The sequence below is a fragment of the Bacteroidia bacterium genome (assembly GCA_041391665.1).
Classification (GTDB): domain Bacteria; phylum Bacteroidota; class Bacteroidia; order J057; family J057; genus JAGQVA01.
Genome location: JAWKNO010000002.1, coordinates 1608059 through 1623294, shown reverse-complemented (window position 1 = coordinate 1623294; position 15236 = coordinate 1608059). Strand labels below are relative to the sequence as shown.

The following is a 15236-nucleotide window of genomic DNA, read 5'->3' as shown; positions in this document are numbered from 1 at the left end:
GATGAAAATATATCTAATCGGATGGTTTCTGCTGGTGTGCACAGTATCACTTCACGCGCAGGCAGATACGCTGGATCTGAACACGGTATTGACACTTGCCCACCGACAATCTTTGCCCGCTTTCAGGGCGAGAGCCGATTTGCAACAGGCGCAATACCGGCATCAGAGTTTCAGAGCCGGCTTACTGCCCCAGTTGACCCTCTCTGGTACAGTTCCCAACTATACCAATACATTTTCAGAGACCACCCAACCAGACGGCTCTATTGCCTTTCAGCGAATTTCTTATAACAATTCTTTTCTCGCATTGGGTGTCTCTCAAACCGTGGCTGCAACGGGAACCCGTATTTTTGCCCAATCTAATCTTCAGCAGTACAACGACTTTGCCAGTGACCTCAGAAGATACAACGGAACACCATTCCGTATTGGGGTTCAACAGACATTTTCTGCCTATAATCCAACCCGCTGGCAACTAAAACTCGATCCCCTGAGAATCGCTGAAGCTGTCAAACAATATCAGTTTGATATGGAAGTAGTTAGTCAGACAGCTTTGTATTACTACTTTGACCTTTTGCTGGCTCAGGTAGATGGGCAGCTGGCGAAAGCGAACCTGGCCAGCAGTTCGACCCTTTATGGTATTGCAAAAGCGCGATTTGAGTTGGGGAAAATTTCAGAAAATGATTTACTGCAATTGCAGTTGGAGCAGATCAATGCCCGGAAAGCGACAAATGATGCCAGTCAGTCTGTCTTACTTGCCGCCAACCGGCTGAGAAATTTTCTGAGAATACAGGAAAACAGAGATATTTTTTTACTCAATCCGGAGGTCGATTCGCTGCCTGAAGTAAATCTCAACACTGCTATCCATCGTGCGGCAGCCAGTCGCCCGGAGTACGAAACCTGGCGCCGCCGCCAATTAGAAGCTGCGGAGCAAACCGCACGGGCTAAATCTCAAAATGGATTTCAGGTATCTGTGCAGGCATCCATCGGTTATGCCGGGAGTGCGGCAACATTTTCGCCCATTTACCAGAATCCTCAATCAGAAAAAGGGCTTTGGCTGGAACTGAGTATTCCGCTCCTAAACTGGGGCAAAGGCAAAGCCGAAACCCGGTTGTCTGAAACAGAACAAGCCTATACCGTCGAGTGGGTCAAGCAGCAAAATCAGGAATTGGAAAACGAGTTAAGGCAAACGATCGCCGCTTACCAACAGGTACAGCAAACGCTGAGGTTTGCGCTTGAAGCCCAGGAAATTGCTCAAAAGCAGTTTGACATATCTCAAAACCGCTACCGGCTTGGAGAAATAAGCACAACAGATCTGACCCTGAGCCTCCGGTCCAAAGACCTGACCAGGAGATCTTATATCAGTAGTTTGCGCGAATTTTGGCAAATAAGCCAGCAACTGCGCCTGCTTACTCTGTATGATTTTGTCAATGATTCGCCCATTCAACATCCATTGCCTTGATTAACTATTATTTATGATAAGCCTGAAAAACGTAAACAAAGTCTATCGCACCCAGACGGTAGAAACCCTCGCGCTCAATGATATTTCGCTTGAAGTCGCTAATGGAGAATTTATCTCAATTATGGGGCCTTCCGGCTGCGGCAAAAGTACCATGTTAAATATTATGGGTTTACTGGATCTTCCCACGAGTGGCTCGGTAACCATTGGTACCCAGGATATTTCGTTGTATAACAGCAATAACCTGGCAAAGTTCCGGAACGAAAATCTGGGGTTTATTTTTCAGAGTTTTCACCTGATTAATGACCTGGCTGTGGTAGACAATGTCGAATTGCCCCTGATTTATCGCAGTCAGGTCTCTGCTGGCAAACGCAAAAAGATGGCTGAAGAAGCGCTCACCCAGGTTGGGCTCAGCCACCGGTTGCACCACAGGCCGAGTCAGTTGTCTGGGGGGCAGAAACAACGCGTAGCCATTGCCCGGGCGATTGTAGGCAAACCAAGGATCATTCTGGCCGATGAGCCAACCGGAAACCTTGATAGCGTCATGGGACAGGAAATCATGGATATTCTGCTCCGGCTAAATCAGGAGGCAAACACCACAATCGTCATGGTTACGCATGATGAAAATATTGCCCGGCAGACCAACCGTGTTGTGCGGCTGTTTGACGGAAGTCAGGTTTTTTAATCCTTCAACCGGAAAATTCAGACTATGCTAAAAAATTATATCAAAATCGCGTGGATTGTGCTCAAACGAAAGAAGCTGTTCACTTTTATCAGCTTGTTTGGGATAAGTTTTACCCTGATGATTCTGATGGCGATCACAGCTTTTTTTGATAATGCCCTGGGCAGCCATCCGCCGCTTAGTAAGGCAGACCGAATCTCTTTCCTCAACCGGGTAATTATGACAAAAGTACTACCCGATACAACCCGGATTATCGATAGTACCGAAGTCGGAGGAATTATGAAATATGACACCACGCTAAACATTGGGGAGCAGACCAGTTTTTATAGCAGTTCCTCTGCATCTTTTTCTCTGCTCGAGAGATATATGAAAGACCTTCCATATGTAGAGAATTACTCTTTTTTCAGTCCGGATCAAAGTTTTGATTTGTTTATCAACAATAAAAAACTGGTGTTTAGTTCCATCTCTACAGATGCTGCGTACTGGGATATTTTTGACTTCCGGTTTCTAGAGGGGGAGCCATACCGGCAGTCTGCCGTAGACAGCCGCAGCCCGGTAATGGTCATCAGCGAGTCTGCCAGAAATTCGTACTTTGGTTCAAATGTCAGCGCCCTTGGTCAGGAGATCAGATTAAACCAGCAGGCATTTAAAGTGGTCGGCGTGGTGGAAGATGTGAGCGAAACCCAATACTTTTTACACGCTGAGGTCTATATCCCTCTCACATTCATGCAACCTGCTGTGCTGCAATCGCCCAGTCTTATGGGCGGGTTTGAAGCTGCTTTCCTTTCTGCGAGATCTTCGGACCGTCAGCGACTGGAAGCTGAAGTAGATCGGCTGGCTAAAGTCATTCCTTTGCCAGATCCGGATAATTTCAATACCCTATCGCTAAAAACCCATACGCTTGTGGAGGGATTCGCACTTCGGATTTTTTCGGAAGACGACAAAAGGATTGCTATGCGGTGGTTGTATGGCGTTTTTGGCAGTTTGTTGACCCTGTTTATGTTGATTCCTACCCTGAACCTGATCAATGTCAACGTAACCCGCATTCTGGAGCGGTCAGATGAAATCGGGGTAAGGAAAGCCTTTGGCGCAAGAACCCGCGACCTCCTGCTACAGTTTGTTTTTGAAAATGTCTTATTGACACTCATTGGTGGGGTAATAGGCTTTTTGATGGCGTTGTGGCTTATTTATATCCTCAACAGCACAAAATTTATGGGCGAAGTAATGCTTTCATTTAATCCTTCTGTTTTTGCCTACGGATTGATAATTACCCTGTTTTTTGGCATTCTTTCCGGACTTTTACCAGCATGGCGGATGTCCCGGTTACACGTAATTGACGCACTCAAACAAAATGCATCATGATATCTCATATATTTAAACTCATCTGGAACCGCAAGCGGCAAAATAGCCTGCTCATCCTCGAAATATTTTTTGCTTTTCTGATTCTGTTTGGGGTGCTGGGGTTTGTGTTCTTTAATCTTGACAAATATCGTCAGCCACTGGGATTTGATTGCGAAAATACCTGGGTAGTATATATTTCTATTCCTATGGGCGCAGACTCTGCCCAGGTTGCCAACACCCAAAAACAAGTAAAATCAGCATTAAAGCAATTGCCCGAAATCGAACAACTCAGTTATAGCTCGAATATCACACCTTTTTCCAATTCAAGTTCTGTTACCGCCAATCACCTTTCCGGATTCGACCTTCAGACCTGGCTTTGTGAGGTGGATGAAGATTTTGCCGAAACCATGGGGCTTAAACTTGTGGCCGGCCATTGGCCCAATAAGGCTGATTATGCCGGAAAATATCAGCCGATTGTTGTCAACCAGTTGTTGCTCGACACATACTTTAAGGATAGCAGCATGGTGGGGAAAATTGTTCCTATTGATGGTGAAAACATCATTGTCGGAGTAGTGGAGCATTACAAGTACTGGGGAGAATTTGAGAAGGAAAATCCGCTGACCTTTCTTCCTCTGTCTGGCAGGGATATCCAAAATATTGCGCTTTCCATCCGGCTTGTTCCCGGAACGCCTGCTGAGTTTGAAGAAAAACTTAATCAAACCATCAGAAATATCGCCAAAGACTGGGAATTTGTTATCGAACACTATGAAACACGTCGAATCAGAAGCAGTCGTGAAACCTGGGTTCCCGTGATAGCCATGCTGGTAATATGTGTTTTTTTGCTGTTGAATATCGCCATGGGCTTATTTGGGGTGCTGATTTATAATGTCAACCGCAGACGTTCAGAGATTGGATTGCGTATGGCAATGGGGGCGTCTTCGGGTAGTATTGTCAGGCAATTTATGCTGGAACTGTTTTTCCTGACAGGACTCGGATTAGTCATGGGCGTGTTTTTTGCTGTTCAGGTGCCACTACTTAAAATATTGGATGTACCGGTATCCATTTACTTTTATGCAGGTTTAGTGGCGATCGTTATTATTTTTACCTTAGTGGGAATTTGTACTTTTTATCCAAGTAAACAAGCTTCACATATTCAACCGGCCATTGCCCTGCATGAAGAATAAATGCCTCATACTGATCATCGACGATGATATTGCGGTTTGTACATCGCTAAAGTTACTGTTTGGGCGTGCGGGCTTTGAGACATGTACGGCTTCCGGCCCTGAAAGTGCTATATCCTTGCTCAGGGAGCAGACCCCTGACCTCATCGTGCTGGATATGAATTTCTCGATCGACACAACCGGAAAGCAGGGATTGGAATTGTTGGGAGAAATTCGCAATGAGTTTTCTACTGTACCGGTGATTTTGTTGACGGGCTGGGGTACTATGGAACTGGCCGTTGCCGGAATGAAAGCAGGTGCCAGCGATTTTTTGACCAAACCCTGGGATAATATACAACTGTTGAGTGCGGTGAATACGATTCTGGATCTCCGGAAACCTGCACCTACGGAAATCATACTCAATAAAAGTTTTAGCCGGATAGTAGGAAAGGACGCCGGGTTATTACAGATTTTGCAGGTCGCAGACCGTGTGAGCCGTACCGATGCCAGTGTGCTGATTCTGGGTGAAAGTGGTACAGGTAAAGAACTGCTCGCAGAAGCTATTCATTTTGCATCTGTACGGGCCAAAGCGCCTTTTGTAAAGGTCAACCTCGGCGGTATTTCAGCTTCTTTATTTGAAAGCGAAATGTTTGGCCACAAAAGAGGTGCTTTCACCGGCGCGGTGGATGAACGACAAGGGCGGTTTGAGCGGGCGGATACAGGTACTATTTTTCTGGATGAAATCGGCGATCTGGATTCCGGCAGTCAGGTAAAATTGCTGAGGGTATTGCAGGAGAAAACCTTTGAAAAGCTGGGTAGCAGCCAACCCAAAAAAGCTAATGTGCGGGTGATTTGCGCGACCAACCAGAATCTGAAAGAAAGGGTTGCCGAAGGGTTGTTCAGAGAAGATCTGTTTTACCGGATCAACCTCATAACCCTGAGCTTGCCCAGCCTGCGCGACCGGCCGGGTGATATTCCGCTACTCGTGGATTTCTACCTGAAAAACCTCAAGGAAATCTATCAGCTACCCCAGCTGAAAATCACATCTGCTGCCCGCAACTGGTTGCAGGAACAGCGTTTCCCCGGCAATATCAGGCAGCTCAAAAACCTCGTGGAGCGCACTGTGCTTGTAGCCACCAGAGACCAACTCGATCGGGAGGATTTTGTCCGGCAGTATGACGATGAACTCCGAGGTACAGATACGATCGTTTTGCCCAGGGTAGGTGAGATAACCTTGGAAGAGATGGAAAAACAAATGATTCTCAAAGCCCTGGAATTTCACCGGCACAATATCAATCGCACATCCCGTGCACTAGGGATTACCCGTTCGGCATTATATCGCCGTCTGACCAAGTATAATATTCCCTATGACAGTCAGGATTAAATATGCGATATATATAACCCTGCTTCACCTTGTGATCCTCGGTATGGCGTTAAAGCTGTTTGATACAGCCCGACCGTGGATTTTTGCAGTCGAAATCGGCCTGATTATTTCGATTGTGATTGGTGCTTACCTCTACCGCAGTTTTGTGAAACCGCTGAATCTCATACGGCAGGGGATTGAGGCGATTCGGTCCGAAGATTTTCAAAATGCGCTGGCACCCAGCCATTCGCCGGATACACAACGCCTGATCGAAGTGTACAATGACATGATGTCCCGTATCAGGCTGGAACGAAAAGATATTCAGACGCAGCATTTTTTTCTTGAGAAACTGATTGATGCTTCCCCATCAGGGATTCTGATTCTGGATTACGACGGACTTCTCACCTATATCAATCCTGCGGCCTGTAAACTGCTGAATATAACCGAAAACCTGGTCGGGCAACCGCTTGATCAGATTCGGCATCCGCTCATAGGGAAGGTTGCAGATATAAAAGATGGACATTCTGTTGTGATTTCACTCAATGGAGTTGCTCAATATAAATGCCAGGCGGCGCATTTTATCCACCGGGGGTTTGCGCGTAAATTTCTCCTGCTGGAAGAACTAACCCGTGAGCTGCTTGAAAGTGAGAAAAAAGCTTATGGCAAAGTCATTCGCATGATGGCTCATGAGGTCAACAATTCTATCGGTCCGATCAACTCGATTTTACACTCTGTGCTGGAAATGCAAAATGAATCTGTAACTCTCACGGAGAGGGAGCAGATTGTCAATGTGCTGAAAATCGCGATTGAGCGAAATGACAATCTCAACAGGTTTATGCAAAACTTTGCCCGAGTGGTGCGATTGCCCGCAATTCAACCCGAAATATACCCTATGGATGAATTGCTGAAAAATGTGGTGGCATTACTTCAGCCGCAGGCATTAGCGGTAGGCATTCATATTCATCTGCGTCTCCGGTCCGAACCCCTGCCTGTAGCTATCGACCGGGCATTGATGGAGCAGGCGATTTTAAATATTGTGAAAAATGCCATAGAGTCTATCGGCGAAAATGGCGAGATTAATATAATTACCCGCCAGAACCCCCCGGGGCTGGTCATCGAAGACAACGGTCCGGGTATAAGCGCCGAACAGGCGCGACAATTGTTTACCCCTTTTTACAGCAGCAAACCCCGCGGACAAGGCATTGGACTTACCCTGGTGCGGGAAATCCTTTCCCAACACGAGATAATATTCTCCCTCAAAACCCATAAAGACGGCTGGACACGGTTTGAAATGGTGTGGAAAAATCGTGTTTAAATTTGTCTAAACACGAAACTGTAATACGGAATACCCGTAAAGTGACATATTCGCATTACACTCCTCCCTGATTTTTGGTGAAATGATATTTCGCCCTTGTTCTTCTTTTGCAACACTCAAATTTTGTAACACCATGAGTCAACCCTATGCAACCTGGCTTCTGAAACTCCGCGAGAAGGTCAAAAAAATGGTCGGTCGTGTCGAGAAAAACGATCCCACCAACCTCCAGGGGGAGTTTGAACACTGCAAATCGTACCTGGAAAATGTGTTCAAACAGTCTATTGAACACAGTATTGACCTGGCGCCGCTTGTGCCCCTGATCATAGAAATACAGGCGGATCTCGCTAAAGTAGATGCTTTTCTAAAAAAACTTCCCCGAAATCTGGGAGATTTGGTGGGGGATGCCTTTGAGGATATTAGCCACCTTGTTTCCAATTTCTTCGGAATGGATTGGGACAACGGAAAACAGATTGGCCCTCCGGGGAATCCGTAATTTTCGCAACAATCGCTCATACTGTCAGTCAATTTCTTTCGTTTTGAGAGAAATACTTGATAGAAATCTGTGCGTACCTTATTTTTCGTTTGTCTAAATTTTATTTCCCTTTCAGGGTTTATTTTCGGACAAACCGGGGATATAAACCCATGGTTGCTACCTACACATCCGCTGGGTCTGCTTGTCTCACGTATTAATCCCAATTTCCAGATACAACCTGTCGGGGAAAAGGTGATCCGGGTGGGCTTTTCCAGTGGCAATGTCTGGCTTCCTCCGGTAACGGGTTTTATCCCGGCAAGTGCTGAAATTCGCAGCCAGATGGCATCGCTCATCTGGTATGACCGCAATGATGTATTCCGACGCGGACAAACAGCGGCAGACAGTTTGAGTTTTGCTGCTGACGGCGTTCTCCGTGAGTTTCGCGCTCAATATCTTATCCCTCTTCCACACCATCAGCAGTTGGAGATTGGACTTCGATCGTATATACTGGGTGGTGGAAAACCACCATTATCTCTACTTACCAGCGATGCGTTTATCGAGTGGTTTCATACCCATATTGCTGGAGGAGAAGATCCTTTTGCCCGAAAAGTTTACGGATTTGGTCGCGCGGGATTTCGTTTTGTGGATGAAAAAGGCACGGAATATCGCATGAATTCCGGCGACTTTAGTCTTCCTGGTCTGGAACTTGATTATCATTTTTTTCCGAAGGTTGAGTCCTGTTTGTTTGGGATTCATCCCAATATTGGTTTACACCTGGGTTGGAATACGTCGCGGTATAATGTTTCCATAGACCCTGGCATTTCACTTGCCGCTACAAGGGTTTTTCCCTGGGGGAATGGACATGCGTTGAAGCTCTCCGCAGGAATTAGCACTTTGTGGCCCGGCTGGCGGGGAAGTCCTTCCCACGTACAGTTTATCAATGTTCAGGCACTCAAAACAATTTCCTGGGAAATCAACTATCGCAAAAATATCAGCGAAACTACTTCCCTGGGCATAGGGTTGTATTATTATTTCCAGAGTCCGTACCGCCAAAGATCAGAATATGAGTCGCTGGTGCTCTTTGGATCGGAAATTTCTACGCATTGGCATTATGCCCTATCACATTTGTACAAATCCAACGAAAATTGGTCTTTATACTTGAATCTAGCCCGAAAAAGATACTCGCTTTCCGTGTATTTTCGGGAAGATTTTAAAGTGAATAATGCCCCGGATCTGCAAACGGGTATTCAGGTTTCTTTTCCTGTCAGTTCAGCCAGTAAGACAATTTAAGTACCAACGCCCGGTTTTTGTTCCGAAAATCATCGGGATAAGCATTGTCTGTGAATACAATAAACAAGTCTGAAACGGGGGCAAAGCGCCACTGAAAGCGAACATTGACATTGATATTGTTGATCTGGTTGTTGTATTGCACAAATGTGGTCAAAAACAGCTTATTGGTGAAGGTGATATCCAGTCTGGGGCCTACCAGTATAAGGGTAGTAGTGGTAAATGGCTGGGGCAGAATGATCCTGTTCCATGAAGCGATCATAGACAGGTTTCCATAAGGTTGCACCCGGTAGGTGAGTTTTCCGCCAAGACTGATCCGCTCTCCGTTGAAAAAACCGCCATATCGTGCAGAGATTTCGTAGTTGAGGAGTTTTCTGCTGTCCGATAAGTAGGTAAATAACGCTTCATTCCAGTGGTAGTCTGAGCTTCTGGCAAGGGTATCGCCGCCGGTATTGGTGGGATCAAAAGGGGCGAGGAGCCGCACGTAGTTTTCTCTTACTTCGGCAGTGATACTTCGCAGATTCAGCCAGTTTACGCTATAGCTGGCGCTGGTGATCCTGTCCGAAGTTTTTCCCTGCGGATCAAAATACATTTCCAGACTTCCGCCCGGGCCGTGGTTTGCGATGGAAGAGTTGGCCGGAAAAAACTTGTATCTGGCTTCAGGATTGATCCGGAAATATCCCTTTCGTCTGACAAAGCCGGTTTCGGCGAGGTAATCGGCCCCTACCCAAGCCTGATTCCAGGAGGCCAGCAGCGTTTGGGTGTTGTAGGTGACATTTCCGGCAAAAGCAAAAGCGTCTTTTCCCGCTTCCGGGTAAAAAGCCTGATGGTAAAAGACCTTGCCGGTCCAACGGTTACTGGCATTCGCCAGGTTGAGGTCAAAACCGGCTACCCGGTTGTAGGGATTTCCTTTATAGGTTGAGTCCGTGGGATTACCTGTGATCTCTTTATTGACCATAAAAACGCCGACATTTGAGCGGGTAAAAAGTTTCCGCTGAAGTGCCGCCACGCTGAAGTTGGTGGAAGGTATATCTGATGTTGCTCCGGTTTGCATATTCATCAATCCCACCCGCCAGTTGTCGCCCAATTTTCCGCTAAGCCGCGCACCTGCATTCACCGGGCTTTGAAGGCCAATTCTTCTCGAAAAAAATGGGCGGATATTTTCTGTTCCCAGACTGGCAAACAGATCGCTGTTTTCCAGAAAAAACTGCCTCCTTTCAGGGAAAAACAGCTCAAAGCGGTCGAGGTTGGTCACCTGTTGATCCACTTCCACCTGTGAAAAATCGGGGTTGATGGTGAGGTCGAGATTCATCGATGTCGATACGGTGACTTTCGCATCCATTCCCACGTCTCCGCCCGGGTTGATGGCTTCGCCTTTTTCTACATTTTGAGACCCACGACCGGAAACATAAGGAATAACTGAAAATCGTGGCCCTAACTTTGGCGGAGGCGTGTCCCAGACCAGCGTACCTGTAAATGCGAGATTTGCAGTGGGAAATTGCCGGGGTACAGGCGCCCAACTGGATTTTTCATTGCCTTTTAAGGCAAGGCGGCTGAAGTTGATTCCCCACTCGGTCACACCCTCGCGATAGCGGATGCTTCGGAAGGGAATTTCAAACTCGGCAACCCAGCGGTCAGGGTAGTTTTGTACGGCAGATTTCCACTTGCAATCCCAGTCGAGCGATACGCCGCCGCCATTGGACTGAATGCCATCCCATTGGGCGCCGGCAGCCGAAAGGCCAAAGGAGAATCCGTTGGTCTTATCGTTGTAGGTGTCGATAAAAGCAAGAAAATTTTCATTTTTCCCAAATACAAAGTCTCGCTTGAGTGACTCTACCGGTCTTTTTCCGGGGAGCGTATCCCAGCATATAATAGCCATATAAAAATTGACATCTGTATAGGTAACCATCACCGTTGTCTTGTGGCTTGCAAAGCCGGTGTCAATAGGCAGTACCCGGTGGAAATCTTCGGCATGTACGGCCTGATTCCATACAGGCTCATCCAATAAGCCATCAACCTTAATGATGTCATTGGTGTGGAAAATAGGCAGCCGGTAGTTTTTTCTGTTATCCTGGCAAAAAACGTGGAAAGTATTAGCCAGAATCATTAAAAAAAGGCAAATCTGAGAGAAACGGATCATGAGGAAAGTTCTTTGCCGGAAGATAGCGGAAGTGCTTGAAAAAGCCACTTTTTTTAACTTTTTGATAAAGATTGTTGATATTTTTTTCTCGCCATCGTCTATCGTTTATAATTTATTCCACACCCTAAAATCATGATATTATGAGTATCCCTCGTTTTTTTTCCGGTCCCTTGTTTGACATGGCTGATACAGGTGGTGGAAGTGGCGGTGGCAGTGGCGGCGGAAGTGGTCCAAAGGGTAATGAAATCTATGCCATTACGATTTCCAAAACACTGACTGCCGGAGGGTGGAAAGCGCAAAAAGTGCGGATTACTCCTCCTGAGAATCCCAAAGACGTTTTTCAGATTGATATTGAGGCCTCGTTGATTGATCCTTCAAGCAGTGAGATTTTATCAAATGCCTCAGCCGTATTGTTTCGCGCGGCACAAAATGTAAATAACGGTGCCAATGCACCTATTCAGATTTTGTCAGACTGTGAATATTCGGTGGCTATGCCTTTCATTACATTTGAAACGCCTTCTCCGGAAAGCTGCCTGCTTCGGATAAAAGTTACACTTACCTTCTCTGATAATGCCCAGCGCATTGTAGAGACTGATATTGAACCTGTGGTCTATACAACCCATACCTATTTCACGTATTTTGCCGGATCAAATCAGTCGGGCACTATACCTGAACGTCCTGAAGGGCCTGCCGAAATTGCTATTACTAACGTAGTGCCTGGCGATAATGGGGTAGGCATGATGATTGACTGGTCAGAAGATTTGGCAGTAGGTGGATTTACGGTTTTGGGCAGGTTTGATATCGATAATCAGAATCAGGCAAAAGGGCAATCGACGACTGGTTTGGATTTTGTTTCGGGAGAAACCTTCCTTCAACGACCTGCACATGTGATTTTGCCATATCCGGCAGGAATGGAAAGAACTACAGGGCAGGCTTACAACTTTCTGCTGACGGCAGATTTTTTTGTTGACAGCAATGGCGACCCGATTGAAATCCAACAGACTTCCGGCGTTTGTAATATCCTGCAAAATGCGCCTGCTAATCTGCCCAATATGGATTTTTCCGTTTGATACATTTTTTCTTTTCATCAGGATATTAAGGCTTTCCTTTTTTTATACCTATATTGTATTCAGGTATAAAAATACGCTATGACCTTTGCCGGGAATGTAAACATCCTTTCCGTTATTTATCTTGGACTTTTTCTTGCGCCTATTTGCGGTTTTTCTTTTATTCCTTCTGATACGGTTATAGCCGCAGATCACCTTTCGTTGGCAAATAATTACCTGCGGATTGAAGAGTTTGACTCCGCCTCAGTCCGCTTCCGGAAGGCGATTGCTTATTCCCATGGTGTCCCGTCCTGGTCAGGCACGATAGGCAGTCACCTGGGTTTTTCCTACTGTTTTTACAACCTGCAGGAACTGGACAGCCTGGAAAAATATCTTTTATTGACAGAAAAAATTATCCTGGCAGACAAACCCGATGTCGTCAATCTATCAGTACTTTATAATCTGTTTGGCGGTTTGTATCACTTAAAAGGGGATCTTGAAAAGTGGTTGGAAAACTCTCAAAAAGGGTTGGCATTGAATGGGATTTCCCGACATATGCAGTTTACCTTTTACCAGCAGGCAGCAGAAGCCTATCGTACAAAGGGCGATTTTGACCAGTCTGTGAAATATGCCAACTATGCGCTGAATATGCCTGGTTTGCAGACTTTCGTGTACCCGGGTGAAATACTGGATATGAAAAATACGCTTGCAGGAGCATATTATCAGCTTGGTGAGTACGCATCGGCGATTGCTGTATTTGAAGAAAATCTCCAGTTACTCAATGTCATGCAACCTGAGCAGATGGCAGGATTTTATATTGGAACTTACAATGGTTTAGCAACAGCTTATATCGGATCAGGAAAATATCCCGAAGCTTTGCTGCAACTGCAAAAAGCTCAAAATATTCATCGCTTCAGTTCCTGGAGTCAGGAGGAAACCTGGCATAATCTGGGTATTCTCTATTTGGAAAAAAAACAGTTGGATTCTGCCCGTCATTATCTGCGCCTTGCGGTAAATAAGAATCTGGAAAATAAGCACTTTGATTTTGCAAATGTGGCCAGGGAATATCGTTGGCTAGGGAATATTTCCGATGCTTCCGACAGCGCGGAAACGGCCTTGCGCTACTATCAAAAGGCAATTGGTTTGCTGACCGAAACGGGATTTCAGTCAGACTGGAGTATAAATCCTTCATTGGAAAATATTAAATCGGAGACCGAACTACTCTCTGTTTGCTGGGCCAAAGGGAGGTTGCTTCAAAAATTAGCCATTGCTTCACCCTCACAACATGAACAATACCTCCGCGCAGCGTTTGATACGTATGCATTCTGTCTGGCGCTCATTGACCGTATGAGAAAAAGTTATCATGACGATTCAAAAAAATTTTGGAATGAGCAGATTCACCCCATATTTGAAAATGCTGTTCTGGTAGCAGCCAGGCTGTATAAGCTTACAGAAAGGGAAGAATACCTGAATGCGGCTTTCCGATTTGCCGAAAAAAGCAAAACCGCTATTCTTGCAGAGGCTGTGCGAGCCTCCTTGGCAAAGCAGGCTGGCGGGATTCCTCAATACCTGCTTACAGGTGAAAAGGAACTGAAAATGAATATTGCCGCCTACCGCAGAAAGATTTTCGTGGAAGAGCAGTTAGGCAAAATGGGAGACATAAAGAAAATCCAATTCTGGACCCGGAAAATTTTTGAATTTGAACGACTTTATGAAAACCTCCGCAATCAAATGGAGGTAAATTATCCGGAGTATTTCCGCCTGAAATATGATACCCATGTGACAGACATTGCGTCGATTCGCCGGTCTCTGAGGCGCGACGCCCAATGGGTGTCCTATGTCCTCTCCGATCAGGAAATGATCATTTTTAGTATTACCCGCAATCACGCAAAGGTAGAAGTGATTTCCCTGCCGGAAAATTTTAATAAAAAATTTACAGATTACATCTACCTGCTGCGAAACATCCGGGCGGTGGTGGACCACGGCCTTGAGCCTGATTTTTTTTATGATTTTGCCAATCAGTCTTATCAATTATTTGAACTGGCCCTACAGCCTTGCAGGGGAGAAGTCTGATATGCCAACCCCAAAATTACAATTTGCCGGTTTTGCTCCCGAGCATGCCGACGATTGTCCCATGCCAGATAATGATTCTCCGAATGACTGTTTTGGACCTGAGAGAAATACTTTTCCCCCATTGGAGAAAAATGCAGAAGAAGTAAACTATGTTTCAAAACTTTTGGGCGGAAATGCCTATTCGGGACCCGAAGTTACAGAAACACTTTTTCATAAGACTTCCCGGTATGCTTCTATTCTGCACTTCGCGATGCATGGGTTTCTCAACGACTGTGATCCCTTGTACTCAGGTTTGGTTTTTTCGGAAGATGATTTTTCTCTTGACGACGGATTTCTCTACACCTACGAAATTTACAATCTCGACTTACAGGCAGATTTGGCGGTATTGAGTGCCTGCAACTCCGGATATGGAGAACTTCGGAAGGGGGAGGGAATTATGTCACTGGCCAGGGCATTTCGTTTTGCCGGATGTGCCAATGTGCTGATGAGCCTTTGGCTTGCAGAAGATGCTGCTACGGAAAACATCATGAAAACTTTTTATCAGTGTCTGGACATCGGCGATGGAAAGTCTGACGCACTGCGTAAGGCTAAGCTGAACTATCTGTCGGAATCTGCCGGGAATCACCCGGCTTTCTGGGCTGGATTTTTAATGGTAGGCGATAATCTTCCTGTGAAGAAAAAATTCCCATGGATACACATACTTTTTGCCGTCCTCATTGCCGGATTCGGATTGGGAATATTAAGGAAAATCCGGGCCCGTTTCTAATTATGAGAATAACATTCTCTTATCTATAAGTCTTAAGTCCGTATATTTCGTAAATATACAGGCTGATTTGTATTTACGGCTGCTGGCATCGTCCTTGCAGTTGATCTATATATTACTGATACGCTGAAAATAATTTAT

The 15236-nt window shown here is 45.8% G+C and carries 12 protein-coding genes; 11 read left to right on the top strand and 1 reads right to left on the bottom strand.

Going from position 1 to position 15236, the window contains the following annotated elements; genetic code table 11:
• Position 1 precedes the first annotated feature (1 nt).
• The 8 genes from R3D00_18305 (at position 2) to R3D00_18270 (ending at position 9076) form a co-directional block, all read left to right on the top strand.
• Positions 2-1456: a TolC family protein gene (locus R3D00_18305; GenBank protein ID MEZ4775142.1), complete on the top strand. Its 1455-nt coding sequence runs from the start codon at positions 2-4 to the stop codon at positions 1454-1456.
• A gap of 13 nt (positions 1457-1469) precedes the next feature.
• Positions 1470-2138, top strand: coding sequence for an ABC transporter ATP-binding protein (locus tag R3D00_18300; protein ID MEZ4775141.1), 669 nt, complete (start codon positions 1470-1472; stop codon positions 2136-2138).
• Positions 2139-2162: 24 nt separating this feature from the next.
• Complete coding sequence (locus R3D00_18295) at positions 2163-3497, top strand: FtsX-like permease family protein (GenBank protein MEZ4775140.1); 1335 nt, start codon at positions 2163-2165, stop codon at positions 3495-3497.
• Positions 3494-4660, top strand: a complete 1167-nt coding sequence (locus tag R3D00_18290) for an FtsX-like permease family protein (GenBank protein ID MEZ4775139.1) — start codon at positions 3494-3496, stop codon at positions 4658-4660. Before R3D00_18295 ends, R3D00_18290 begins: the two co-directional genes overlap by 4 nt.
• A complete protein-coding gene (locus R3D00_18285; GenBank protein ID MEZ4775138.1) occupies positions 4650-6020 on the top strand; it encodes a sigma-54 dependent transcriptional regulator in 1371 nt (456 codons plus the stop codon). Before R3D00_18290 ends, R3D00_18285 begins: the two co-directional genes overlap by 11 nt.
• Positions 6004-7314 (top strand): ATP-binding protein, encoded by a 1311-nt coding sequence (locus tag R3D00_18280; protein ID MEZ4775137.1) that lies wholly within the window; start codon positions 6004-6006, stop codon positions 7312-7314. Before R3D00_18285 ends, R3D00_18280 begins: the two co-directional genes overlap by 17 nt.
• 133 nt (positions 7315-7447) lie before the next feature.
• Entirely contained in the window at positions 7448-7807 is a 360-nt protein-coding gene (locus R3D00_18275; GenBank protein ID MEZ4775136.1) for a hypothetical protein, read from the top strand.
• Positions 7808-7960: 153 nt separating this feature from the next.
• On the top strand, positions 7961-9076 hold the full coding sequence (locus R3D00_18270) for a hypothetical protein (GenBank protein ID MEZ4775135.1): 1116 nt from the start codon (positions 7961-7963) through the stop codon (positions 9074-9076).
• Here R3D00_18270 and R3D00_18265 read toward each other — a convergent pair.
• Positions 9051-11213 carry a DUF5916 domain-containing protein gene (locus R3D00_18265; protein MEZ4775134.1) on the bottom strand — a complete coding sequence of 721 codons (2163 nt, stop codon included), beginning with the start codon at positions 11211-11213 and terminating at the stop codon, positions 9051-9053. The two genes, R3D00_18270 and R3D00_18265, sit on opposite strands and share 26 nt — an antisense overlap.
• 140 nt (positions 11214-11353) lie before the next feature.
• Between R3D00_18265 and R3D00_18260 the strand changes: the two genes are divergently transcribed.
• The 3 genes from R3D00_18260 to R3D00_18250 all read left to right on the top strand — a co-directional run bounded on the left by R3D00_18260 (position 11354) and on the right by R3D00_18250 (position 15098).
• On the top strand, positions 11354-12283 hold the full coding sequence (locus R3D00_18260; protein MEZ4775133.1) for a hypothetical protein: 930 nt from the start codon (positions 11354-11356) through the stop codon (positions 12281-12283).
• A gap of 78 nt (positions 12284-12361) precedes the next feature.
• Positions 12362-14332 carry a tetratricopeptide repeat protein gene (locus tag R3D00_18255; protein MEZ4775132.1) on the top strand — a complete coding sequence of 657 codons (1971 nt, stop codon included), beginning with the start codon at positions 12362-12364 and terminating at the stop codon, positions 14330-14332.
• A gap of 1 nt (position 14333) precedes the next feature.
• Positions 14334-15098, top strand: a complete 765-nt coding sequence (locus R3D00_18250) for a CHAT domain-containing protein (protein MEZ4775131.1) — start codon at positions 14334-14336, stop codon at positions 15096-15098.
• Positions 15099-15236: the final 138 nt, after the last annotated feature.